The 25,196-nt window shown below is 62.7% G+C and carries 19 protein-coding genes and 1 tRNA gene; 7 read left to right on the plus strand and 13 right to left on the minus strand.

Translation table 11 applies throughout. The features are described from left to right. Positions 1-46: 46 nt before the first annotated feature. From ML540_RS15710 to ybgF, 3 genes are read right to left on the minus strand one after another with little or no spacing between them, the layout of a single operon-like run. A complete protein-coding gene (locus tag ML540_RS15710; RefSeq protein ID WP_243363347.1) occupies positions 47-373 on the minus strand; it encodes a hypothetical protein in 327 nt (108 codons plus the stop codon). 23 nt (positions 374-396) lie between these two features. Further along, positions 397-1,746, minus strand: coding sequence for a DNA-processing protein DprA (gene dprA, locus ML540_RS15715; protein WP_243363348.1), 1,350 nt, complete (start codon positions 1,744-1,746; stop codon positions 397-399). A 4-nt stretch (positions 1,747-1,750) separates the two neighbouring features. After that, positions 1,751-2,812, minus strand: coding sequence for a tol-pal system protein YbgF (gene ybgF, locus ML540_RS17980; RefSeq protein ID WP_341482668.1), 1,062 nt, complete (start codon positions 2,810-2,812; stop codon positions 1,751-1,753). 201 nt (positions 2,813-3,013) lie between these two features. Here ybgF and ML540_RS15725 point away from each other — a divergent pair, with 201 nt between their 5' ends. From ML540_RS15725 to ML540_RS15740, 4 genes are all read left to right on the plus strand, one after another. Beyond that, positions 3,014-3,940 carry a hypothetical protein gene (locus ML540_RS15725; protein ID WP_243363349.1) on the plus strand — a complete coding sequence of 309 codons (927 nt, stop codon included), beginning with the start codon at positions 3,014-3,016 and terminating at the stop codon, positions 3,938-3,940. A 110-nt stretch (positions 3,941-4,050) separates the two neighbouring features. Beyond that, the gene (locus ML540_RS15730) at positions 4,051-4,434 is read left to right on the plus strand and encodes a YybH family protein (protein WP_243363350.1); all 384 of its coding nucleotides are present in this window, start codon (positions 4,051-4,053) and stop codon (positions 4,432-4,434) included. 552 nt (positions 4,435-4,986) lie between these two features. Further along, a complete protein-coding gene (locus tag ML540_RS15735) occupies positions 4,987-5,949 on the plus strand; it encodes a zinc-dependent metalloprotease (protein ID WP_243363351.1) in 963 nt (320 codons plus the stop codon). 66 nt (positions 5,950-6,015) lie between these two features. Further along, positions 6,016-6,447 carry a PEP-CTERM sorting domain-containing protein gene (locus tag ML540_RS15740; RefSeq protein WP_243363352.1) on the plus strand — a complete coding sequence of 144 codons (432 nt, stop codon included), beginning with the start codon at positions 6,016-6,018 and terminating at the stop codon, positions 6,445-6,447. 93 nt (positions 6,448-6,540) lie between these two features. Here ML540_RS15740 and ML540_RS15745 read toward each other — a convergent pair whose 3' ends face one another. From ML540_RS15745 to ML540_RS15775, 7 genes are all read right to left on the minus strand, one after another. Then, positions 6,541-9,444, minus strand: a complete 2,904-nt coding sequence (locus ML540_RS15745; RefSeq protein ID WP_243363353.1) for a chemotaxis protein CheA — start codon at positions 9,442-9,444, stop codon at positions 6,541-6,543. Between the two features lie 30 nt (positions 9,445-9,474). Next, positions 9,475-9,843 (minus strand): response regulator, encoded by a 369-nt coding sequence (locus ML540_RS15750; protein WP_243363354.1) that lies wholly within the window; start codon positions 9,841-9,843, stop codon positions 9,475-9,477. 9 nt (positions 9,844-9,852) lie between these two features. Next, entirely contained in the window at positions 9,853-10,527 is a 675-nt protein-coding gene (locus tag ML540_RS15755) for a chemotaxis protein CheW (protein WP_243363355.1), read from the minus strand. Then, on the minus strand, positions 10,524-11,294 hold the full coding sequence (locus tag ML540_RS15760) for a ParA family protein (protein ID WP_243363356.1): 771 nt from the start codon (positions 11,292-11,294) through the stop codon (positions 10,524-10,526). The genes ML540_RS15755 and ML540_RS15760 overlap by 4 nt, the downstream gene beginning before the upstream one ends. A gap of 74 nt (positions 11,295-11,368) precedes the next feature. Beyond that, the gene (locus ML540_RS15765; protein WP_243363357.1) at positions 11,369-12,247 is read right to left on the minus strand and encodes a CheR family methyltransferase; all 879 of its coding nucleotides are present in this window, start codon (positions 12,245-12,247) and stop codon (positions 11,369-11,371) included. Continuing rightward, positions 12,248-14,179, minus strand: coding sequence for a HEAT repeat domain-containing protein (locus ML540_RS15770; RefSeq protein ID WP_243363358.1), 1,932 nt, complete (start codon positions 14,177-14,179; stop codon positions 12,248-12,250). Between the two features lie 41 nt (positions 14,180-14,220). Continuing rightward, a complete protein-coding gene (locus ML540_RS15775; RefSeq protein ID WP_243363359.1) occupies positions 14,221-15,300 on the minus strand; it encodes a protein-glutamate methylesterase/protein-glutamine glutaminase in 1,080 nt (359 codons plus the stop codon). A gap of 180 nt (positions 15,301-15,480) precedes the next feature. On the opposite strand from ML540_RS15775, the gene ML540_RS15780 reads away from it, so the two are divergent. Continuing rightward, positions 15,481-15,558, plus strand: a tRNA-Pro gene (locus ML540_RS15780). Between the two features lie 309 nt (positions 15,559-15,867). After that, the gene (locus ML540_RS15785; protein WP_243363360.1) at positions 15,868-17,154 is read left to right on the plus strand and encodes an EAL and HDOD domain-containing protein; all 1,287 of its coding nucleotides are present in this window, start codon (positions 15,868-15,870) and stop codon (positions 17,152-17,154) included. 116 nt (positions 17,155-17,270) lie between these two features. On the opposite strand, the gene ML540_RS15790 is transcribed toward ML540_RS15785, so the two are convergent. Then, positions 17,271-19,454 (minus strand): RelA/SpoT family protein, encoded by a 2,184-nt coding sequence (locus ML540_RS15790; protein ID WP_243363361.1) that lies wholly within the window; start codon positions 19,452-19,454, stop codon positions 17,271-17,273. Further along, positions 19,451-21,073 (minus strand): peptide-binding protein, encoded by a 1,623-nt coding sequence (locus ML540_RS15795; RefSeq protein WP_243363362.1) that lies wholly within the window; start codon positions 21,071-21,073, stop codon positions 19,451-19,453. Before ML540_RS15795 ends, ML540_RS15790 begins: the two co-directional genes overlap by 4 nt. 140 nt (positions 21,074-21,213) lie before the next feature. Between ML540_RS15795 and ML540_RS15800 the strand changes: the two genes are divergently transcribed. Further along, positions 21,214-24,435 carry a DEAD/DEAH box helicase gene (locus ML540_RS15800; RefSeq protein WP_243363363.1) on the plus strand — a complete coding sequence of 1,074 codons (3,222 nt, stop codon included), beginning with the start codon at positions 21,214-21,216 and terminating at the stop codon, positions 24,433-24,435. A gap of 89 nt (positions 24,436-24,524) precedes the next feature. Here the strand turns inward: ML540_RS15800 and ML540_RS15805 are convergent, their stop codons facing one another. After that, on the minus strand, positions 24,525-25,184 hold the full coding sequence (locus tag ML540_RS15805; protein ID WP_243363364.1) for a dienelactone hydrolase family protein: 660 nt from the start codon (positions 25,182-25,184) through the stop codon (positions 24,525-24,527). Between the last annotated feature and the right edge of the window lie 12 nt (positions 25,185-25,196).

Genomic DNA, 25,196 nt, shown 5'->3' on the forward strand with positions numbered 1-25,196 from the left:
ATGGTTTGATTTCCGAAACCTGTTCCGGGTTTTCGAAAACGCGGCGTCATCCGGCCTTGGAGGCCACCTTCATCTTGAAATAGTTGGTCAGGAGCGACTTGACCTGATTCATCCATTGATCCTGCGCATGGTGGCGGAAGAGATGGTCCAGGCGCGCCAAGCGCGTGTCGTAGTTGGTGCCGGAGGCCACTCCCTCGGTCTGGATGGGCTCGCCCTCCACCACCACCTGATCCACGCCCATCATGTCGAACTTGTCCAGGAGCGCCTCGGTGAGCTCGGCCCCCTGCGGGGCCACCACCATGCCGTCGGCGCGCGCCACGGGCTTGGCCAGCACGAAACCGGGCTTGGCGAGGTTGAGCGGTATTTTCTGCATGCCCTGGGGGCTCCTTCCGGTGTTTATGCCGTGAGATAGTATCCGCCGGGCAGCCTGCGCACAACCCCTTTCAGCTCCAGCACCACCATGGTGCGGCTCATTTCCGAGGCGTCGCGCCCGAACACCCGGCAAAGCGAGTCGATGTGCGTGGCCCCCATGGCCGCCAGATGCCCGGCCACGTCGGTTTCGAAAGGCGTGGAGGTGGTGGGGGCAGACGGCGAAGAGCCGGTGACGGGGGGCGGGGTGGCTTCGTTGAGGGGCGAAGGCGTGAGGGGGAGGATGCCTTCGGCGGCCAAAAGGCGCTGCCCTTTGGAAACCCGTTTCGGCTTCGCGGGTGCCGCAGGCTGGCCGGAGTCGGCTCGAGGGGTCTTGGAGCGTTTGGGAGCGCGCGATGCGGGAGAGGCGCCGGGCAGAAGGCGAGCCTGTTCGGGTGCCGGCGTGAGCCGAGCGATGGGACGGGGCAGTCCCCGATTGGCCAGGAAGGCCTCCAGCTGGGGTTTGAGTTCCACGAGGATTTCCTCGGCACCGTGCACCAGCTTGGCCCCCTTGTTGATGATCTCGTGGCATCCCCGGTAGCTGGGCAGGGACACCGGCCCAGGCACCGCGAACACCTCCCTGCCCTGCTCCATGGCCAGCCGGGCCGTGATCAGGCTGCCGGACTTGGTGGTGGCCTCAACCACCAGAACGCCCAGCGAGAGGCCGCTGATGATGCGGTTACGCAGAGGAAAATTGCTGGCCAGCGGCTTGGTTCCAGGCGGAAATTCGGAGAGGATGAGCCCCTTCTCGGACAGTTCCCGCCAGATGTCCCGGTTGGACGCGGGATAGATGAGGTCCGGCCCCGTGCCCATCACCGCGATCGAGCTTCCAGGCCCCGTGAGGCCGCCCATGTGGGCCTCGCGGTCGATACCGTAGGCCAGCCCGGAAACCACGGTGACCCCCGTCCCGGAGAGGTCCGTGGCGATGCGGTGGGCCAGCTCGATGCCGTAGCGGGTTGAGTCGCGCGAGCCCACCATGGCCACTCCCGGATTGTCCAGAAGCCCCAGGTCGCCAACCGCGTAGAGAAACACCGGCGGATCGGGGATTTCGCGCAGCCGCTCAGGATAGCGCGCGTCCGGCCACGGCAGCACGGCAATGCCCTTGTCCTCGGCCGTGGCCAACTCCTCCTCGGCGTTTTTGCGCCAGGATTCGGCCAGAAACGCCTGCACCTGCGTGGAGGACGCAAGCCCCAGGTCGTGCCAACTCCTGGCCCGCTCCACGGCCTTGGCCGCGCAGCCGAAGCGTTCGAGGATCTTTTTGGACGTGCGAGGGCCGAGCCCCGGCGCGTGCTTGAGGCACAGGCTGGCCCAAAACTCCTGGCGCTGGGGATCGGTCACGGCGCTACTGGCCCAGCTGTTTGAGCTTCTGCTTGGCCTTGCCGGAGAATTCGGAGGACGGGTGCTCGTCTACGAGCATTTTCAGGTGGAAGGCGGCGTTGGCCTTGTCCCCCAGTCGCTCGTAGGCGTCCGCGATGCGGTACAGGGCCTCGGCTGATTTGGAGTCCTTGGGGAAGCGGGTGGTCACTTCCTTGAAGCTCAAGATGGCCTGGTTGTAGCTCTTGTCGCCCATGTAGCTCTCGCCGATCCAGTAAAGGGCCTCGGGGGTCTTGGGGGAGCTGGGATACTTGGCCAGAAAGTCGTTGAATTTCCGGCGGCCTTCGTCGTTGTGGTTGGCGGAGACAGCGCGAAGCGCCTCGGTGTAAAGCAGCTGCTCCTGGACGTCCGCGGCCTGCGGTGCGGCCGTCTGAGCTGCAGGCGCGGCGGGTGCCGGTTGCGGCGTGGTGCCCTGCGGCTTGGCCGGAGTAGTGGAGGGTGCGGCGGAAGAAACGGGCGCGGGCTGGGCCGCGGAAGCGAGAGGTTGAGGCGTGCGGGCCGCCTGCTTGCCCTTGGCGAACCTGGAACCTTCAACGGCTGGAGCTGCCATGGGCACGGGCTGCTTGGCTGATTCGCCGAGCGTCACCACCGGGGGCTGCAAGACGGGCAGCGGCTGGGGAGCGGGCGTCGCGGGAACCGGTTGCGCCTGCGGGGAGGGCTGCGCTGCCGTGGCGGCGGGAGCGCCCGGCGCGCCCGAAGCGAGAGAGGAATACGGGATCACCTGCCCGTACGCCACCGGCTGGCGGGAACCGGCCACGGGTGCGGGCTTGTGGTCCTTGCCCTTCTGGGTCTTGGAGGGGACGGCGGGTTGGCCCTGGCCAAGGCGGTCCAGGCGGCTGGCGATGTCTCGCAGCTTGTAGTCGATGTCGGCGTCCCGGGCCCGCTGCTGTTCCTGGAAACGGGAGAATCCGGCCTCGAGGTTGTCCAGCCGGGAAGCCTGGGTGGCCTCCTGCCCGGCCTTGCCCTTGTTCTGGGCGCAACCGGAGACGGCGAGCGCAAGTGCCAGGACGGTCAGGCCGAATCGTTTCACCGCATCCTCCAAGAGTTTTCATTGCGATAATCGAGCCTTGCCGTGAAAGCAAGCTCCCCGGGCCGGAAAATCGCTTGGTCGAACACAAACTTCCGGTTTTCCGGTAAGCCGGTCCAAGCGCGTTGCATCGCGGGCGTTTTTCAGGCACATAACCGGCGCCGCGCCTGCGCGGTCACAAGTCCACAAGGAGTCCGGTCCAGCGTGAACGAGAACCTTCTCTTCGCGGCCATAACGGCCCTCGTCTGCCTGCCCCTTTCCCTGGCCCTGGCCGCAGCCGGCCTGCCCCTGGCCAGTGCGTCGATGCTCCTGAACCCGCCCAAGCGGGTGAAGGTCTTCCGGGACAAGTACGGGCAGCAGACCGCCACCTTCTGCCTTCTGGCCGGGATCATCGCCACGGCCTGCCTGGGGGCGGCGGCGGGCTTCCTGCCCATGGTGTTCCCCGCCGCGGCCTCCTTCTGGCTGGGCTGGCCCCTGCCCCTGGCTCCCCTGGCCGCCCTGCTCGTCTTGTGCGCCGTCCTGGCCGTGGCCTACCGGGCCACCTGGCAGATCCTCAAGGAGAACCGCCCCGCCCATGCCGCCATGGGAATGGCCGCCACCGTCTGCGGCTGGGGCCTGGGCTACCTGTTCCTGTCGTTCTTCAGGCATTTCGCCGTCAGCTCCGCCGACCCTGCCGCCGACCCGACCCTCTTCCTTCCGCCCCTGGACTCCGCGTCCTGGCTGCTTCTTCCGAGCGTGCTCGCCCTGACCCTGGCCATGGCCGGAGCATCCGCCCCGCTCTACCTGATCTACCGCCGGGAAAAGGATGACTTCGGGCGCGACTACTACAACTACGCCCTCAAGATGGCCGGCAAGTGGGCCCTGGGCGGCAGCGCCGGAGCCTTGGCCTCCCAGGGCGCGCTTTTCGCCCTGCTCTGGCCCGTGGTCAGGGACATGCCCATCCGGGCCTCGTTCTTCTGGGGCGAGGCCGTGGCCCTGACGGCCTTCGTCATGGCCGGACTGCTCTGGAGCATGGTGCTCAAGAACCAGAACCCGCTTCGCCTGAAACTCCACTGCGTGACCGGATACGCCCTGGCCGTGGCTGGGCTTTCGGGCATGGCGGTGGCCGTCTCCCGTTTCTTTTTCGGCTAGGCAGGCCTTCCCCCGTTTCTTTTCCGGCCGGAGGGTGTAGGATGCCTCGTCCCTCCCGCATATGACCGGGCCGCATGTCGCGGCCCTCGGTCCGGGGGAAAGGAGGCTCCATGCCCGAGCATTCTTCGCAGGATCTGTTCTCGGCCCTGTGTAAAGCCCTCAAAAGCGGTGATCTCGACGCAGCCGCGGGCCTTTATGACGACGAGGCGGTCTTCGTGGTTTCCCCCGGGCGGATAGCCCGGGGCAAAGAAGAAGTCCGCAACGCCCTGGCCGGGTTCATTGCCCTGAAGCCCACCCTGGTTATCGATCCGGTTGAGGTCGTAAGCACCGGAGACATTGCGCTTGTATTGGGTTCCTGGACGTTGTCGGGCACCGGGGCGGACGGTACGCCGGTCCTCATGAGCGGCCGGTCCGCGGATGTCCATCGCCGCCGGGACGGTGTCTGGCGCATCCTGGTGGACAACCCGTGGGGCACGGGCGTCCTCCCCGGCTGACGGGCTTGCGGGGATACCACCCACGAAAAAGGACGGCCCCCCATGAGGAGCCGCCCGTTCGTTTCTTCGTGAGAAAAGCGCTACATGCCCGACGGCCCGCGCATGTCGAACTCGGAGCGCGAAATGTTAGTGCCGTTAAGCATCCCGACAGGCGTCTGGATGCTTAACAGCCTGGTGTCGCGTTATGTTCCGCCTTGTTTGACCCGGGTCGAATCGGCGGAATAATTCGAGAGTTATTTCCTGACCTTTTCCTTTCCTTGGCAAGAAGCACGCAAGCGGAACGGATGTTGCTTGCTAAGATTTCACTCGTCCTCTTTTTCACCTACTCCTCTCCCGCCAGTCAGTACCGTTCTTACTTGGCGGCAAGTACGGATTTCCGTCTGTTCCTGCAATCATGTTACCGCATGGAGGATTATCCATGAAAAAAGGAATGCTTATCCCAGGATTATTCCTACACGGTCTCATTGTTGCCCTGTCCCTGTCTTCCGTTGCGTTCGGGCAGGTTTCAGCCATTCAGATTCCCGTGATCGTGAACATTACCCCGATGCGGGGATGACCCCAGACGGCGCCAAGGACGCCATCAAGGAGGCCAACAAGGCTCACAAGCAGGCCAACATGCAGCTCGTGGTGGTCAAGGTGCAGAACGCCACCGAAGGCGATGCCGGAAATGACGGGGAATTCAACAAGGATGAACGAAAAGCCGTGCGCACCTTCGGCGGCAAGGAACTCGAAAAGCTCCCCAACCAGAAGGGGCTCAAGATCTGTTTCGGCAAGACGCCCACAACGGAATCGCCCACCAACCCGGGCATCAGCGTCCACAAGGACCCGACCCTTATCGTGAAGAACCGTGCCACTGCGGCCGAAACCGGCCAGACCATCGCCCACGAGATCGGCCATGTGATGACCCTGGGGGCGGGACACACGGTCACATCCACTCAGAAGGCCAACGCCGGCGGCCACACCCCCAATACGCCGGGCGAGACGGGGAAAGAGAACCTGATGGCCCCCAGCAACTACCGGACGGATACCAAGCTGACCGCGGACCAGATCGCGGAGATGCAGACCCGCAAGTACTTCGTCGGCAAGTGCTCCACGCAGTTCAACTCCGCCTTTCCGGCAGTCAAGGACAAGCAGCAGTTCGGCGCCAACACGGATGCCGGCAACGACCAGGGTGGCGCGCCGGCCATTTTCGACCTGCACCAGATGTTCTTGGCATCGCTGGAATCCTCGGGGGTCATCCAGTCGCAGATTTCGGTGCAGACCCCCCTGCCAGGCAGCGCCATCGGCGCGACCTACACACTGGGGTTCGACTCCGACCAGAACGCCGCCACGGGCGTAGCCTACAGCGGCCTGCCCGGAGTGGACAGGGTCGTCAAGATCTCGGCCAGCGGCGTTTTCGGAACCCCCGGATTCTCCCTGACCGGTTCCGTCATCGATGCGGTAACATTGACGGTCGTCAGCCCCCTCAGCTCACTCCAGGCCGTGATAGCCGACTCGCTAGTCGATATCGACTAACCCGGTATCCCTGCCGAAACCAACTACCTCTTCGACATACCCAAGGCTGCCCTGGCCATCCCTTCCTTGGCCACGGACCTGCCCTTGGTGGCCACGGCCGGCGACGGTGTGTCCATCTTCGACGACAGCATTTTTGATTTCGACCTGATCCGCTGGCTGGAAGACCCCACCCTGGAAACCTTCGGGGACGGCGTGCCCAAACCCGGGGTTTCCTACCCGTTCAGCGTCTCTGGACTTGAGTCCCTGAGTCCCTTCGATCTGCTTCTGGACGGGCAAGTGATGCTGAGCGCGTCCCTCGACGCCACGGGCAGCTTTGCCGGCAGCTTCATCTTCCCGAATATCCCGGTGAACACCCTCCACTTCATCACGGCCCAGGACAGCACCGGCGAATTCGCCTACAGCATGACCTGCCCCACCCCTGAACCCACGTCCCTCCTCCTTCTCGGCTCAGGGGCCGGTCTGCTGGGCTTGCGCAAGCGCCGCCGGGCCGGCCGGTAGTGCCAACCGATTGTTGAATACGAGCAAGGCTGCCTCGGAAACCCCGGGGCAGCCTTGTCGTTCTCGTGTCGCGCCGCACTATCCGCCACGCGTTCAGCGCTGCGAGGTGGACATGAGGTATATTTCGTGGGGGTCGAGGATGAGCACCACCGAGCCGTCGCCCATGATGGTTGCGCCCGAGAGACCGCGCGTGTCGAACTCCGAGAGATAGCTGCCCAGGGGCTTGATGACCACTTCCTGCCGCTCCAGCAACTTGTCCACGATGACCCCCAGGCGGCGGTCGTTGTCGTGGAGGATGACCATGGACACGATCTCCTTGTCGTCTTCCGGGGCGGGAGGGAGTTCGAGCACCTCGCGCAGCTCGATAATGCCCAGGACCTCTCCGCGAAGGGTCACGGCCTTGCGCTTGTTGACCTCGGTCATGCGCTTGACCTCGATCTTGGTGGTCTCTGACACCGCGTCCAGGGGGATGGCGTAGGTCTGGTCGCCCACCATGACCATGAGGGCGTCGATGATGGCCAGGGTCAGGGGAAGGGCCATGGTGAACTTGGTGCCCTTGCCCACCTCGCTGGTCACGCTCACGGTGCCCTTGAGATTCTTGATGTTGGTGCGCACCACGTCCATGCCCACGCCGCGCCCGGATATGTCGGTGATCTTCTCGGCCGAGGAAAAGCCCGGCATGAAGATGAGTTCCAGGGCGTCCCGGTCGTCGAGGTTCTTGGCCTCCTCGGGGGTGATGAGCCCCTTGCGGATGCCCACCTCGCGCATCTTGGCCGGATCGATGCCCTTGCCCTCGTCCTCCACTTCGATGGCCACGGAGTTGCCCCGGTGGTAGGCGCGAAGCCAGACCTTGCCCACGGGGCTCTTGCCAGCCGCGAGGCGGGCTTCCTCGGTCTCCAGGCCGTGGTCCACGCTGTTTCGGATGAGGTGCACCAGGGGATCGCCGATGACCTCCACCACCGACTTGTCCAGTTCGGTCTCTTCGCCTTCCATGATCAGCTCCACTTCCTTGCCCGACTTGCGCGACAAGTCGCGCACCAAGCGCGGGAAGCGGGAGAACACCGAAGAAACGGGCACCATGCGCACTTTCATGATGGTGTCCTGGAGGTCGTCGGACAGCCTGGCCATGGCATAGGTGGTTTCGGTGAGCTGCTGGGCGATTTCCTGCACGTCGAGCTTGCCCTCTTCCAGGGAGCGGGCCAGCAGGGCGTACCGGTTTCTGTTGATGATGAGCTCGCCGATCAGGTTCATGAGGTGGTCGAGTTTCTCATGATCCACGCGGATGGTGGAGGACACCTTGGCCGCACCTGGAGCCGAGGGAGCGGCAGGCGCGGGGGCGGCCGCCTCCGGCTTGGGGGCGGGTTTCGGCTCGGCTTTAGACGCGGGAGCGGCGGCCTGGGCCGGTTCGGCCTTCGGCTGCGCCTTGGGAGCTTCTTCCTTTTTGGGCTTGGGGGCGGGTTCCGGTTTGGCCGCCTCTTCTTTCGCGGGAGCAGGCGTGACGACCGTCTCGGCCTTCTCGGGTGCGGCAGGCTGCGCGGCCTTCACGCCGCCCATGAGCGCGGCCAAGGCGGCCTTGATCATGTCCTCGAGGATGCCGCACTCCTGGCGCAGGATGTCGAGCATCATCTCGAAATCCATGCCGGTCTTCCGGGCCTGGTCCACGAGCCCGGCGGTGCGCTCGGCGTAGGTTTTGAGCTCACCGAAGCCCATGTAGCCTGTTGAGTTGCGTAGCGTGTCCAGCGAACGGTAGAGCCCGTCGATGTATTCCTTGTTGGTGCCGTCCTTGGCCAGTTCGTCCAGGGCCAGATGGATGTTGGCCAGCTGCTGGGTGACGGTTTCCTCGAAAATTTCCTTATCCTCGTCGTCCAGGCCGGAGTCGCCGGACGACGAGGCCGTTTCGTCCGCGGGGGCCGGAGCTTCCGGCTTGGGAGCGGCTTCCGGGGCCTGCGCCGCTTCGGGTTCGGGCGCGGCCTCATCAACAGACTCGGACGACTTGAGCGGTTCGGCCTGCACGGCCATGTCCCCGAAATCCACGTCGCCCGTGGCCACGGCCTGCTGGAGCTTGTCCACCAGGAAGGAGATATCCATGGGCGTGGCCTGGTTGTGCTTGGCGTCGATTTTGGAGACCAGGGTCTCCATCATATCCACGGTGCCGAGCAGCAGGTCGATCATGCGCGGGGTGGCGGTCATTTCCCCCTTGCGCACCTTGTTGAGCAGGGTTTCTGCCTCGTGCGTGAGGGAGTTGAGCTCCTTGTGGCCGATGATGCCGGAGTTGCCCTTGAGGTTGTGGAAGTAGCGGAAGGTGTCGTTGACCAGATCGCCGCCCGCGCCCGCGGGATCCTTCTCCAGTTCGAGAAGAGAGGCGTTCAGGTTTTCGATGATCTCCTGGGCTTCCTCGAGGAAATCGTTCAGGTGGCCCTCGCCGATGGCCTGAAGCCCGTAGGACGGGCCGGTCTCAGTGGCTTCCGGCATGATGAAGCCGCGTGATTCTCCTCCGGGGGTCTTTTCCGGTCTGGGCACGTCAACCTCCTCGGAGGAACTGGCGGCAGTCTGTTCGGACGCGGGCGCGGTCTGCCCGGAAGGGGCGGCCGCAGGCAGTTCCTCGCCCGCCAGGATGGCTTCGATGCGGTGGATGATGGAGGCGGTCTCGACCTCGCCCTCGTAGCCGTGGGTTTCCAGGCTGTCGATCATGGTCCGCAGGGCGTCGGTGGCAGCCAGGATAACGTCCATGATGCCAGCGGTGACGCCGATCTTGCCCTTGCGCAGTTCGTCGAGGATGTTTTCCGCCTTGTGGGCCAGGCCGTTTATCTGGTTGAGCCCCAGAAATCCCGACGCGCCCTTGAGCGAATGCATGGGCCGGAAAATTTCGTTGAGCAGGCCAAGGTTCTCCGGGTTCTTCTCGAGCTCAAGCAGGTTGGGCTCGATGGTCTCCAGGTGCTCCTTGGCTTCGACGATGAAATCGGCGAAGAGTTCCGGATCCATGAAATCCTGGCTCATGAGTACCTCTGTAAGGCGAATTGAAGCCGTCTAGCCAAGCAGCATCTTGACATTCTTGACCATTTTCTCGGGCTGCGCCGGCTTGACCATGTACATGTTGGCGCCGATGGAGAGCCCGGCCTGGATGTCCTTCTCCTGCCCTTCGGTGGAGAGCACCACGATGGGTATGTCGCTGTAGGCATCCTGTTCCCGCACGCTCTTGATGAACGTGAAGCCGTCCATGCGGGGCATGTTGATGTCCGAGATGATCAGGTCGATCTTCTCGGAGGAGTAGAGCTTCTCCAGGCCATCGAGACCGTCCTCGGCCGTGACCACCTTGAAACCTTCCTTTTTCATGATGAAGGCCACAAGGTTGCGAACGGTTTTGGAATCGTCCACGATAAGAATCGTCTTTGGCATAATGGGCTCCTAGCTCTTGAGCACTTTCTGGAAGAGACGGCTGACCGACAGTATCTTGATCAGCCTGTCGCCGGCCTTGAGCAGGCCGGCCATGAGTTCAGCGTTCACGCCCACCTGGGATTCGATGTTCCATTCTATATCGGCACGCGGGGCCTTGTACATGGTGTCGATGGCTCGAACTCGCAAGCCTATCTGCATGTCGCGCAACCGGCAGACGATGAGGAAATTGTCCTCCTGCCCGTCTTCGGCCGGCACGTCCAGCAGGCAGGCCAGGTCGATAAGCGGCGTCACCCGGCCCCGCAGGTTGGTCACTCCGGCGAGAAACGGCGGAGCTGCCGGGAGCTTGGTGGCCGCCACGGCGCGAAGCACCTCCTGCACCAGCATGATGGGCACGGCGAAGACCTGTCCCGACACGTAAAAGCTCACCAGCCTGAGTTCTTCCTCGGCCATGAGGCTCGACTCGAGGTCCACGCCGGACTCGGGTGCCTCCTGGTCCGTGGCGGCTCCCATGACCTGCTCGGCCTGGACGGGGCTTTTGAGGGCCCTGCCTTCCGGAGTGTTTTCCCACCCTGCCCCGACGTATTTTTCCAGGAACGCGCGTTCGGAACCCGTCAAGTCTGCGGACCGCTGGCCCGATTCGGGGAGAGCCACGTCGTGCTCAAAGTAGTTTTCCAGCGTTTTCATGCGGGCAGTATTTCCTTGGCCAAGGCCATGTATTCCTTGGCTCCCCGGGACTCCGGGGCCACGTCGTAGATCACCTGTCCCCTGGCGCTGGCTTCCCTGAACTGCGTGTCCATGTCGATCACCGTCTCGAACATCTTGGAGCCGAGTTTCTTGCGCAGAAGCTCAAGCACCCTGCGGCACGCCCCGGCGCGCCGGTCGAACATGGTGGCCAGGGCCTTCCAGGCCACGGGCCTCGGGAGCACCTTGTTCAGCAGGCGGATCGAATCGAATATCAACCGCAATCCGTGCAAGGCCAGAAACTCAGTCTGGATGGGGATGATGAGCAGATCCGAGGCCACCATCGCGTTCACCAGAAGTACTCCCATGTTCGGCGGACAATCGAGGATCACGAAGTCGTACCCCAGCGCCGCCTCGGCCAGCAGGTTCTTGAGCAGAAGCCCCTTGTTCTCGCGTCCCTTGAGGTCGATATCCAGCTCCGAAAGCCTGACGTTGCTGGCCACTATGTCCACGCCCCCCTGCGGGGCCAGGATCACGGCCTTGTTCCAGAGCTCGCGGTCGAACGACTCGGCCAGCAGCAGGTCGTAGGCCGATATGGGCACGTTCTCTGGAAACATCCCCAGATGGACCGAAGCGCAACCGTGCGGATCCAAGTCCATCAGCAGGACCTTTTTGCCCAGCCTGGCCAAGGCTCCCCCCAGCGACAAGGCCGTGGTCGTCTTGCCGACGCCTCCCTTTTGGTTGGCGATGGCCACTACGCTTGCTCCCACGCTCGCTCACCACCGTTTCCGGCGGGAAAGGGCTGGGCCATCATGATATTTCTCGGCCAACATGCGGATTTTCTTTATCCTTCTTTCAAATAAATGATGGCGCCCGGGTAGTGTTTCGGCTTGAAGGCGCGCGATATGTTGTGCAGCGACTCCGAGTGGCCGATGAGCAGGAATCCTCCGGGAAGCAGGTTGTCGTAGAACGACCCGATGACGTTCTTTTTCATCTCGTCGTCGAAGTAGATGATGACGTTGCGGCAGAACACCAGCTGGGAGCGGTCCACGCGCTTGAGCATGGCCTTGTCGCTCAGGTTGATCTGCCCGAAGTTGACCAGGCGCTTCACCTCTGGCTTGACCTTGAACTTGCCGTCCTCCGCTGAGAAATACTTGGTCACGATCTCCTTGGGAGTGGTGCGCAGGGTGTAGTCGTTGTAGACCCCGTTGCGGGCCGAGGCCAGGACCGCTTCAGACAGGTCGTTGGCCGTGATCTTGATGTCCCAGGAGTTGATCTCGCTTTTCAGGACCTCGTGCAGGATGATGGCCAGGGTGTACGGTTCCTCTCCGGTGGAGCACCCGGCGGACCAGATGCGCAGCTTTTTTCCGCCCAGCTTGCGCTGCTTATCGAGGACCTCGGGGAGGACGTTGTTCTGGAAGACCGCCAGTTGGGGCGGATTGCGGTAGAAACTGGTCTCGTTGGTGGTGACCACTTCGAAGAGGCGGTTGAGTTCCTGGCGCTTGCCGGGGTCGTACTGCAGGAAATGGTAGTACTCTGCGAAGCTCTTGAGGTTGAGTTCCTTGAGACGGTTGGCCAGCCTGTTCTCGAGCAGGTATTTGCGGTTATCCGCGATGTAGATGCCCGATTGCTGGTAAATGTAGTCCCTGAGTTGCACGAACTCGGAATCCGCAATCTTGAGCTCCTTTCGCAAGGAGATGGTCTTGGAGAAAAGCGAGGACATTTAGTGACCCACACCCTGTTCTTCTTGAATCTTCGAGATCGCGTCCTCCGCTGCTGCCGTCAGTTCCGGGTCGCTTCCGTTGAGCACTTCCAGCAAAGCGCGGAAAGCGACATTGCCGCCGATTTCTCCTAGCGTCTCCACCACCTTGAGAGCCACCAGTTTGTTGGGGCTCTCAAGAAGCTCCACCAGCCTCGGTGCGGCTTCGCGGGCCGTGCGCATGCCGAGCGCCTCCAGGGCGCGGATGCGTACCCAGTCGTCCGGGTCGTCCAGCGCCTGCACGAGGTAGGTGGTGCCCTCGCTCAGGGAGCAGCAATGGCCGATCTGCTCAACCACGGCGATGCGCACCTCCCGGGACTCGTCAGAAAGCCGGGAAACCAGGAGTTTCAGACCCTCGCCGTCCGGGGCGCACAGGCCTGCCACGGCTTCGATGGCGACCTTGCGGATGTCGGGGATTTCGTCTTCAAGGGCGGCCTTGAGTTCCACGAGGTTTTTCTCAGGCTCGATCTTGCCCAGGGCAAAGACGGCCATGAGCCGGTCGATGGGCTCGTCCGACCGGGCCATCTCCTTGAATCGAGAGGCCATCTCGGGCGTCCCCAGGGCCACGCACGCGTCAAGGGCCGCCTCCTTCACGTCGTCATAGGGGTGGCTCAGCAGGGCGAAAATGGCGTCGGACGCGCCGACCACGCGCATCTTCTGCCCCAGGAAGGCCAGGGCGCCCTTCAGCACGGTCCCGTCCGCGTTGCGGGCCAGCACGTCCTGGAAGAACTCTACGGCTTCGGCCCCGCCGACCTTGAGCAGCGCCTGCACGATTTCGCGCTGCACGTCCCGGTCGCGTTTCCAGAAGACTGCCATGAGCAGGCTTGAAACCTCGGGGCCGCCTATGCGGGAGAGGACCTCCACGGCGATCATGGACAGGGCGTGTTCGCCGGAAGTCAGCGCGTTCTTCAGGGCTTCGGAGAGTCCCATGGCAGTCAGGGTGGTTATGGCCAGCTCGAGGCGGTCCTGGTCGCGGTCCGGGTCGAGGGCTCCGGCAAGCTCCAGAATGGCCTGGGATGAGGTGGTCCCGCCCACGAAGGCCAGCCCGTGCACCGCCGCGTCCTGGATTTCCGTATCCTCGTCTGAGAGCGCCGCCAGCAGGTAGTCACGGAATTTGACCCGTTCGGCGTCGGACAGCAGGGTCAAGGACTTGCCGCCCAGGATCTTCACCACGGATTTGCAGATCTTGTTGCGAAGCGCCGCCGGGGAGTCGTCCAGGCGCTTGATGAGCATGGTCACGGCCTTGACGTTGCCGATCTCGCCCAGGGCGTCCACGATCATGGAGGCCACCAGGTCGGAGGATTTTCCGAGCGCCCCGATGAGCGCGCTCACGGAGGATTCGTCGCGTATCTTGGCCAGGGCCTCGATGACCGCGAACTGCACCCACTCGTCGTCGGCCAGGGCCTTGTTGAGGCATTTGGCCGCCTCGGGCTTGCCGAGCGCCCCCAGGCTGACCGCCGCCTGGTAGCGGACGTTGACTTCGGGGTCCTTGAGCAGGGCTTCGCAGAGCGGGTCCACGGCCATGAGGTTGTCCGTGGAGCCGATGATGTCGGAGGCGAATATGCGCATGTCCGGGTCGTCATCGTGCAGAAGGGCCACGAGGGTCGGGAAGTCCTGGTCTCCGACCTCGCGCATGACGTCCATGGCGATGTTGCGGGCGGGCGGGTCGTCGGAGCGCAGAAGAGGAGCAACGGCACGCACCACGGCCGGGCCGCCGATGCGGCGTAGCGCCCTGTCGGCCGCCTCCTGTACGCCCAGGTTCTGGCTCTGCACCAGCTTGGCGAGCAGGGGGACCGCTTCCTCGATTCTGGCTTCCCCGGCGGCGAAAGCGGCTTCGCGTTCCTGCTCTACGTCTCCGGACTGCAGTTGGCCAAACAATTCGTCGTGCTCACCCATAAGCTCCCCGGCTGCCGTCCCTTTTCCGGACGGCTCGCTGCTCATTTATAGAGACCGTGCATGATGGCCTGGGCCATTTCGTCGATGTCCACGATTTCGTCGGCAAGTCCCGCGTCCACGATGGCCTTGGGCATGCCGTAGACCACGCAGGAGGAATCGGACTGGGCCAATGCGCGACCGCCTTTCTGCTTGAGAATTTTGACGCCTTCGAGGCCGTCCGAGCCCATTCCCGTGAGGATCACCCCCAGGGCGCGCTTGCCCACGGCTTCGGCGGCCGAGCCCACGAGCACGTTGGCCGAAGGCTTGTAAAGGGCGTCGGCGGGGTCGGTGGTGATTTCGATCTCCACCCGGCTCACCTTCTGGATCAGCTTCAGGTGCTTGCCTCCGGGCGCGATGAACACCTTCCCGGGGGCGAGCCTGTCTCCCGTTTCGGCCTCCTTGACCGACACCTGGCACACGCCGTCCAGGCGCTTGGCGAAGGGGCCGGTGAAGGCCGCGGGCATGTGCTGGGCGATGACGATGGAGGCGGGAAAATCCTTGGGCAGGGCCGAGAGCACCTTCTGCACGGCCGGAGGCCCGCCGGTGGAAACGCCGATGGCCACCACGTCGCGCGTAAGCGACCCGGAAGGCCTGACGAAATCCTTGCGGGCCTCGTGCTCCCCAGGGGCGCAGGGGGCGCTCAACGTGGGCACGCAGGTCTTGCGGAAGGCCATGGGCGGCCTGAACTTGCGCCGGGCGATCTGCTTGACCTTGGCCTGGAGGTCTTCCTCGATCTTGACGATATCCAGGGAGACCTTGGAAAGCTGCTTGGGGATGAAATCGACCGCGCCGAGCTCCATGGCCTTGAGCGTTGCCTCGGCCCCTTCCACGGTGAGGGAGCTGACCATCAGCACGGGCTTGGGCATCTCCATCATGATGTGCTTGAGCGCGGTGAGACCGTCCATGCGGGGCATCTCGATGTCCAGGGTGATGACATCGGGATTGTGCTTGCGGATAAGCTCGAGTCCTTCCTGCCCGTCGCGGGCCGTGGCCACGACATGGATCTCGGGATCCTTTTCGAGCATGGAGGCGAGCGCCTTGCGCATGAACGCGGAATCATCGACGACGACGACACTGATCACGATGAAAATCCTTTGACGGTTAGCGTGCCGGCCGGGATTCCGGCCGAAGAGACGAGCAGCCGTATAACATTAGAGGATGACATGACAGCTCAAAGGATACGTGAAAACTCGATGTTTTGACAATATGAAATCGTGCTTGCCAAAGCTGCTCCACTCGTTTAGAACGCCTTCCTCGCACATCGGGATGTAGCTCAGCATGGCTAGAGCGCTGCGTTCGGGACGCAGAGGCCGGAGGTTCGAATCCTCTCATCCCGACCAAAGACTCCGGGGCATTACGAGATGATCGTAATGCCCCGATTTCGTTTGGGGCATTACTTAAGAAAACGGTTTTACGACGGCCATGGACCGGCGCTGCCGCATGACCTGCAGCGCCCCTCCTTCTGCGGCTATATGCGCGCCCGTATTTTTGGCGCACGACAGGAAGCCTTATTCCCTTGCCTGATTCGCCCGCCTCTTGTTAAGCACACGCCCATGTAGGAAATATCGCACTTCCATGAATATGTGGCCAGTCGATCGATCCGGCGCGCCCGCGCCGCAGCCGAGTCCGTCGATCAAGGAAACACCTCGATGATCATCGTCAACAACGAAGTTTCCCAGCCCATCTGCGTCGCCCGCCAGCCCATCTATGACGCGGGCGGCAACGTCTACGGATACGAGCTCCTGTTTCGTCAGAACACCGGGGCGGGAAACTCCCTCTTCAATGACGGTGACTTGGCCACCCAAAAGGTGATCGCCGACGGATTCCTGCTGGCTCACACCGGGCCTTTTCACAATAAATCGAGATATTTCATCAATTTTACAGAACGCCTGCTCATGGAGGACTTCGCCCACGCCCTGCCCCCCAAAAAGACCGTGGTGGAAATCCTGGAGATGATCGACCCCACCACGGACGTCCTGGAGAAATGCCGCGAGCTGAAAAGGAACGGCTACATGATCGCCATCGACGACTACGTGGGCGGCCCCAGGTTCCTGCCGTTCCTCGATGTGGCCGACATCGTCAAGGTCGACGTGCTGGGCAGAAGTCACAGCGAGATTTTCGCCATGGCCGAACCGCTCCTGAAGAAGAACATCACCCTGCTGGCCGAAAAAGTCGAGAACGCGGAGGTGATGCAATACACCAGGTCGCTCGGTTTTGCGCTGTTCCAGGGATTCTATTTCTCGCGCCCGGAAATGATCTCGGGCAAGAAAATCGGCTCGTGCGACACATCGCGCATGCGCATTCTTGCGGAAATCTGCAAGGAGGACGTGGAGCTGGGGCGCTTGGCATGCATCATCAGTAGCGATGTCTCCCTTTCGTACCGGCTTTTGCGTTATCTGAATTCGGCCACGTTCGGATACAGCGTGAAAATCGGATCGATAGAAAGGGCCGCCACGGTTCTCGGGGCCAAAAACCTCAAGAAGTGGCTCCTGGCCGCCGTCCTTTCGGACCCGGAACAGACCAACAAAGCCATGGAGGCGTCCTGGATTTCCGTGCAGCGGGCCTTTTTCCTCCAGATACTCTCGAGCAAATTCCAGGTGGGGTTGTCCGCGGACGCGCTTTTCCTGGTGGGCCTGTTCTCCAAGATAGACACGATCCTGGACATGCCCCTCGAGGAAATTCTCGCCCAGCTGCCCCTGTCCTCCGGCGTCAAGAACGCCATCCTGGACAAGGACCACCCCTGCCACCGCATCCTGGAGTTCATCGACAGCATCGAGGCGGGAGACTGGGACGCGACCGAGAAATACGCCGCCAGCCTGGACCTGGACGTCAAGCACGTGGGGGACGCCTATCTTGAGGCGCTCAAGCATTCCGGCGAACTGATGAGCGACGCTTCGCCCAGCAAGTCCGACAACCGGAACGTTGAGCTGTTCTAGCTCACGCGTATCCCGCGAAGCCACAGGGAAGTCCAGGGGGCGGCAGCCCTTCGGCCGCGAAGGCTTCCCCCTGGCGGCACGTCCCCCCTCTCGGCGCGTCCACCCCGCAGCCTCGCTCAGCCCGCCGTTTCCTCCACCATGCGCTTGACCTCGATGATCTCCTTGAGCTTCTGGACGTGCTCGATGGCGCGGTAGAGGTGGCTCGCGTCCTTCACCTCCACGGTCATAACGATCTCGGTGCGGCCGTCCACGTTGGAGTTGAAGGTGCCGGAATCGATGTTCACCCCGTCGTCGGAGAGAATTGCCGATATCTTGGCCAGCACGCCCTTCTTGTTGTGGGCCAGGATGGCGATCTTGGCCGGATAGGGCTTGTCCTCCTGGCCCTCCCAGGAGACCTGCAGCAGGCGTTCGGGTTCGAGGCTGGACAGGTTGGGGCAGTCGTGGGTGTGCACGATGACCCCCCTGCCCCGGCTGATGTAGCCCACCACCGGGTCGCCCGGCAGAGGGGTGCAGCAACCGGCGAAGCTCACCAGGACGTTGTCCACGCCCTTGATGCGGATGGATTCGCCCACCTTGCCCTTGGCCGTTTCGGCTGCCTGCGCGTCCTTGGCGGCCTGGGCCTCGGCCGTGGCCGCCTCGGCCTTGCCCGGTTCGGGCTTGGGCAGGAAGGCCCTCAGGATGCGCCGGGGGGTGAGCTTGGAGTAGCCCACGGCCACGTACAGGTCTTCCATGCCGGGGAAGTTGTACTCCGCCAGCACCGGGGCGAAGCCGTTCTCCTTGGCCACCCGGGCCACGTTCACCCCGAGCTTGCGCCCTTCCTTCTCCAGGATTTCCTTGCCGAGCGTGATGGCCTCCTCGCGCTCCTGGTTCTTGACCCAGTGCTTGATGCGGGTGCGCGCCCTGGCGGTCTTGACGAACTTGAGCCAGTCCTTGCTTGGAGTGCGGTTCTTGTCGGTGATGATCTCCACGGTGTCGCCATTTTTGAGCGGCGTGGAGAGCGGCACCAGCTTGCCGTTGACCTTGGCCCCGGAGCAGTGGCTGCCCACCTGGGTATGGATGGAGTAGGCGAAGTCGATGGGGGTGGCGCCTTCGGGCATTTCCTTGACCTCGCCCTTGGGCGTGAAGACGTAGACCTCGTCCTGGAAAAGATCGTAGCGCAGCGAGTGCATGAACTCCTTGGAGTCGGTGGCCTCGCGCTGCCAGTCCATGATCTGCCGCAGCCAGGTGAAGCGCTCGGCGTCCTTGGCGGCCATCTTGCCGCTCTTGCCGCGCTCCTTGTAGGCCCAGTGCGCGGCCACGCCCAGTTCCGCCAACTGGTTCATCTCCTCGGTGCGGATCTGTATCTCGATGCGCTCGCCGTCCGGGCCTATCACCGTGGTGTGCAGGCTCTGGTACATGTTGGCCTTGGGCATGGAGATGTAGTCCTTGAAGCGCCCGTGCACCGGCTTCCAAAGCGAGTGGGCCAGGCCCAGCACGGCGTAGCAGTCCTTGAGGCTGCCCACGATGATGCGGAAGGCCACGATGTCGTGCACCTGGTCCAGGGCCAGGCCCTGGGCCTTCATCTTGTTGTGCACGCTCCACAGGTGCTTCTTGCGCCCGAGCACCCTGCCCTTGATGCCGTTCTCCTCCATGAGGCTACGGATGATGGTGATGACCTTCTCGATGTAGGTCTCGTCCAGCACCTCGTGCTGGTCCACACCCTGCTTAAGCTGTTCGTAGATTTCCGGCTTGAGGTGCTTGAAGGCCAGATCTTCAAGTTCGACTTTAACTCTGTGCAGGCCCAGGCGGTTGGCCAGGGGCGCGTAGATGTCCATGGTCTCCTGGCTGATGAGCTGGCGCTTGATGGGCTTCTGGAAGTCCAGGGTGCGCATGTTGTGCAGGCGGTCCGCCAGCTTCACTAGGATGACCCGGATGTCCTCGGCCATGGCGAAGACCATCTTGCGGATGTTCTCGGCCTGGGCCTCCTCCTTGCTCTCGAAGGACATGAGGCTGATCTTGGTCACGCCGTCGACGATGTCGGCCACTTCCTCGCCGAACTGCTCCTCGATCTCGTCGATGGTGGCCACGGTGTCTTCCACGGTGTCGTGGAGGAGCCCCGCGGAGACGCTGGGGGCGTCCAGGCGCATTTCGGCCAGGATGTTGGCCACGGACAGCGGGTGCGACAGGTACGGCTCTCCGGAGAGCCGGGTCTGCCCGGCGTGGGCGGCCGCGGAATACACGTACGCCTTGGTGATGAGGTCCTGGCCGGCCTGGTCCATGTAGGGCGCGACCTTGTCCATGATTTCGTTAATGCGGATCATTGTGAGTATGCGTTTCTTTGCTGGCTCGCAGGAATCCACCAGCGGATGAAGTTCCAGGAAATCCCGGCCGGGGCCGGCTCCACGCCGTGAATGCGCTCCGCGAGGATGGGCAGGGCGTAGGGGGTGTACAGGAAGCAGTAGGGCTGGTCATCGTGGAGGACCTCCTGGAAGCGGTCGTAGACCGGCTTGCGCAGGGCGGGGTCCACCATGTTGCGGCCCTGTTCCAGCAGGGCGTCTGCCTCGGGGTTGGCGTACCCCACGAAGTTGAGCCCGGGCTTGGCGATCTTGGAGGAATGCCACACGTCGAAGGCGTCGGGGTCCTGGGGGATGGACCAGCCCAGCACGATGGCCTCGAAGCGGCGCAGGTCCACGAATTCCTTGATGAAGGTGGCCCACTCGATGGTGCGTACCTTCACCTGGATGCCGATGCGGGCCAGCTGGTTCTGAATGATGGCGCAGGTCTTTATGCGCTGCTCGTTGCCCTGGTTGGTGATGATGGTGAAGGCGAAGGGCTTGCCATCGCGCATGAGGGGCCCGGAGGTGGTCTCGCGCTTCCAGCCGAGCTCCGCGAGCATCATAAGTGCCTTGCCGGGATCGTACTCGTAGTCCTGGATGTCGTGGTCGTAAGCCCAGGAGTCGGGCTTGAAGTGCCCGATGGTGGGCACGCCCAGGCCCATGAGCGCCCCCTTGATGATCTCTTCCTTGCCGATGGCGTGGGCCAGGGCCTGGCGGGCCTTCCGATCCTTGAACAGGGGATGCTCGAGGTTGTAGGCCAGATAGGTGTAGGCCGAGGCCAGGTATTTGTATTTGCGGAAGCCCTGCTCCCACTTTGGGCCGCCCGTCAGGAAAAGGTATTGCGGCGGGGTGAGCCCGATGTAGTCCAGGTTGCCTGCCTTGAGTTCCATGAACTGGGTGGTCTGGTCGGGCACGGAACGGTACACCACCTCGTCGATGTAGGGCCTGCCCTCGAAGTAGTCCGGGTTGGCTTCCAGGACCACGCGCTGGTTCTCCACCCACTCCTTGAGCTTGTAGGGCCCGGCCCCCATGGGCTGGCGGGCGTACTTGGTGTTGGTCAGGTCCTCGCCCGAAAGCGCGTGCCTGGGCAGGATGTCCGAAGCCCAGGTGGCCACGGCCCGGGCGAAGGGCTTTTCGTAGAACACCTCGAAGGTGTAGGGCCCGGTGAGCCTGAACTCCTTGATGGCCAGGAAGTCTCCGGCGTAGGCCGTTGGGGTGCCCGGGTCGATCATGAGCTTGTAGGTGAACTCAACGTCCGCGGCCGTGAGCGGCGTGCCGTCGAACCAGCGGATGTCCTCGCGCAGCTTGAACTTGAGGTGACGGCCTCCGTCGAGGATCTCGAAGGACTCGGCCGCGTAGGGCTCGATCCTGATGTCCTTGTCGTAGCGCAAGGGCGAAACGTACATGAGCGAGGCCACCTCGTGAGATGCCGAGTCCGTGGACAAAGGCGGAATGAGGTTGGACGGCTCGCCGATGGTGGCCATGACGATGCGGCCGCCGTGCACGGGGCGCCCGTCCTCGGCCTGGGCCGTGGTTGCGCTCCCCCCGCTCTCCTGCCTTTGGGAGTCGCACCCGTACACGAACAGGGCGTAAAGGCAGAACATCGCTCCTAAAATCTTGAAAATCCTCCCTTGGCGGGGGAAATGCTTGCTTTGCTGATGAAAATGCATAGAGTGTGGGGTTAGGCAATGGGTACTTGGGTGTAATCGAACCTTTTCTTGTTTCGAACGGAGTACGGATTCACATGGCCCTCACCAGCGAGGAGAGCAAAGCCAAGCAACTTCTCCAGGAGTTCGTCCGGGAGACGATCCCCGAATATATCATTGACGGATCGCATTCAATCGTCGCGCAGGACGGCGTCCAGAAAATCGACGTCAAGAAGCGGGAACAATACTGGGATGTGGAGGGACAAGTCCAGGGGGAAGACTTCCAGGTCTACACTTCCGAGCTTGGCCTGAACCTCGAGGACGAGACCGTCACCTTCTTCTGCAACTGCCCGGATTCATTCTCCGGCGTGTGCCGCCACGTGGGCGCCACGGCGCTCAAATACATCAAGGGCCTCGAGGCTAAGAAGAGCCCGGAAAGCGAAGCCCTGGCCAAGGCCAACGTGGAGTGGCGCCAGAGTTTCCGCCATTTCTTCGCCACCGCCTTCGAGCCGGAGGCCGGCCGGCACTACATCATCTACCGCTTCTACCCCGAGCCGGGACGCCTGCAGGTGGCATTCTTCCGGGGGCGCCAGAACAAGTCCGGGCTCTCCCAGGTGCATCAAGAAATCACCCTGGACCAGATCATCCAAAACCCCGACTGGTGCGAAACCGCTCCCAGCCTGCCCGCCATCGCCGAACAGATCGGCCACTTCCTGGACTACCGGGGCCACCGGGTGGACATTCCGGCCGGACTCGTCTCCTGGTTCCTCTGGGCCGTCGGCCGCGAATACTACCTCTACTGGCAGGACACCGACAGCCCCGTGCGCGTGGAACGCTCCACCATGCGCCTGCAGCTGCGCCCCATCATGGAGGAGGAGCAAGGCCTCAGGTTCGACATCTACCTGGCCCGCCCCGGCAAGGCGCCCTTCTCCATCCAGGGACAGGAAACCTATTTCTACGGCCAGCTGCCCCTGTGGGTGTGCTGGAACAAGAGCTTCTACCCCGTGCAGACCGGCCTGCCCGCACCCTTCATCCGGGAGATGGTGGAGAATCCGCCGCTCATCCCGTCGGGCGACGTCTCCGAGTTCCTGGACCGGGTTTGGACCAAGTTCCCCGCCTCGGACCTGCACGGCCAGCAGGAATTTTTGGACCGCATGAAGCCCAACTTCCTGCCCGCCAATTACAGCCCCAAGCTCTATCTGGACGAGGAAGGAAGCCTGCTCACCCTGCAGGTGCAGAACGTCTACGAGACCGAGCACGGCGAGGTCTTCCAGGAAGGACCCAACCCGGAGCTCCAGACCGGCTCCTACTCCTTCGAGGGCAAGAGCTTCCTCCTGGCCCGCGACCAGGACGCCGAGGCCGCCCTCATCGCCCAGCTCCAGGAGATGAACTTCCAGCCGCGCAACAACGCCAATTGGTTCCTGGAGCCCGAGGAGGCCATCGTCTTCCTCCTGGACGCCTATCCCAAGCTGGTGGAGAAATACCGCGTCTACGGCGAGAAGAACCTCACCCGCTACAAGGTGCGGCTGTCGCAGCCGGTCATCGTGGCCGAGGTGGAGTCCGACGAGAAGGAAAAGTGGTTCGACCTGGAGTTGGCCGTGCAGTACGACGACCAGCGCGTGCCCATCGACAAGATCTGGAAGGCCTGGACACAGGGCAAGCGCTATGTGCAGCTCAAGGACGGCTCCTACACGAGCCTTCCCGAAAGCTGGCTCAAGCGCATCGGCCACAAGCTGCGCGCCCTGGGCTACGACCCGGACAAGCCGCCCCAGAGGCGCTTCAAGCAGTTCGAAGCCCCGGTGCTGGACAAGATCCTCGAGGACCTGCCCGAGGCCCACACCGACTCGTTCTGGAACAGCCTGCGCGAGAAGATCCACAGCTTCAAGGAGATCGTGCCCCTGAAGGCGCCGTCGCACCTGAACGCATCCTTGCGCCCCTACCAGCTCCAGGGCCTGTCGTATCTCAACTTCCTGCGCGAGTACGGCTTCGGCGGCATCCTGGCCGACGAGATGGGCCTGGGCAAGACCGTGCAGACGCTCTCCTTCATCCAGCATCTGGTGGAGCGCGGCAACAAGGCCCCCAACCTCATCGTGGTGCCCACCTCGGTCCTGCCCAACTGGGACCGCGAGGCCGAGAAGTTCGTGCCGCAGCTCAAGCGCCTCATCGTCTACGGGGCCAAGCGCGAGGGCATGTTCAAGAAGATCGCCGAATCGCAGCTGGTGGTCACCACCTATGCGCTGCTGCGCCGCGACCTGGACGAGCTTTTGAACTTCGAGTTCAACTCCATCATCCTGGACGAAGCCCAGAACATCAAGAATCCCAATACGATCACCGCCCGCTCGGTGCGCCGCCTGAACGGCAAGATGCGCCTGTGCCTCTCGGGCACGCCCATCGAGAACAACCTCTTCGAGCTGTGGAGCCTCTTCGAGTTCCTCATGCCCGGATTCCTCGGCAGCCAGAACTCCTTCCAGCGCGGCATCGTCAAGCCCATCAAGGACGGCGACGAAGAGACCCTCGACTACCTGCGCGGGCGCGTGAAGCCCTTCATCCTGCGCCGCACCAAGGCCGAGGTGGCCAAGGACCTGCCGCCCAAGGTGGAGAACGTCCAGTACTGCGCGCTCATCGACGAACAGGCCGAACTGTACTCCCAGCTGGCCAAGAAGCTCCGCGACCAGGTTCTCAAGGACGTGGACGAAAAGGGCATGGCCAAGTCGCAGATGTCCATCCTGGACGCTCTGCTCAAGCTGCGCCAGATCTGCTGCCACCCGAGGCTCCTCAAGCTCGACATGCCCGGCGTGAACACCAACCTGCCCTCGGGCAAGTTCGACACCTTCAAGGACCTGGTCACGGACATCGTGGAGGAAGGCCACAAGGTGCTGGTGTTCTCGCAGTTCGTGCAGATGCTGCACATCATCCGCAGCTGGCTGCAGATCAACCAGACCCCCTTCTCCTACCTCGACGGCTCCAGCAAGGACCGCTTCGAGCAGGTGGACCGCTTCAACGACAGCCCGGACATCCCCATCTTCCTGATCTCGCTCAAAGCGGGCGGCACCGGCATCAACCTGACCAGCGCCGACTACGTGATCCACTACGACCCGTGGTGGAACCCGGCGGTGGAAAACCAGGCCACGGACCGCACGCACCGCATCGGCCAGAAGCGGCAGGTGTTCAGCTATAAGCTGATCTGCTCCAACACCGTTGAGGAGAAGATCCTGAAGCTCCAGGAGATGAAGAAGGGCATCGCGGATGCGATTATTCCTGGGCAGGATGCCTGGAAGAGCTTGACCAGGAACGATCTGGAGATGTTGTTTGAGGTCTAGCACGAGCCCACTTGAAGAACAAAACGGCCGGTTCGCGCGATGCGGACCGGCCGTTTTTTCATTTCATCTGGAGGGGGTATGCCGTTTCGTCACCATGCGACGAACGATTCTCCTGGGGACGGCGAAGCGGGTTTGCCAAGAAATTCTTCAACCAGCTTTTCAGCGACTTTGCTCGACTCATCGAAGTAATTCTCCGAGAACCTGTCACAGAATCCATGCTTCCCCGCAAGGACATGGACATCGACCGCGCCGCTTTTCAGTTGCTCAGCCAGCCGGTGCGCGTCGAAAGATTTTTCGCCCTCCGCGAACAGCAGCAAGACCTGGCACGTGGCCGCCAAATCGACATGGTCACGGATTCTTGATCCGTAATGGCAGACCACCGCGTCGCACAGGCCTTCCTCGCCGGCGCACAGCCAGGCCACTGTCGCCCCGACGCTGTACCCGACAAGTATTATCTTCCTGTATTTTTCCTTCTGTTTCCTGAGGAGATCACTCACGGAATTCGCTGCAGACGCAAACCCGACATTGTTCATGAAATGGTTGTAGGCGTCCGTTTTCGCGTCGTATGGAAAACAGTGCTCCAGCCCGGTCATGTTCGGGCAGACAACGTCATATCCCTTGCGGAAATATGCTTCGCACGTTTCGACTACGTGATCGTTTATTCCATAGATCTCATGCAGCACACAGACCAGCGACTCGTTGCCTGCCTTGAACTCCATGCACGTATCGACCTGATCAAAATTGAGCATGCCGTAAGTCCT

It is taken from the genome of Fundidesulfovibrio terrae (assembly GCF_022808915.1).
Lineage (GTDB): Bacteria > Desulfobacterota > Desulfovibrionia > Desulfovibrionales > Desulfovibrionaceae > Fundidesulfovibrio > Fundidesulfovibrio terrae.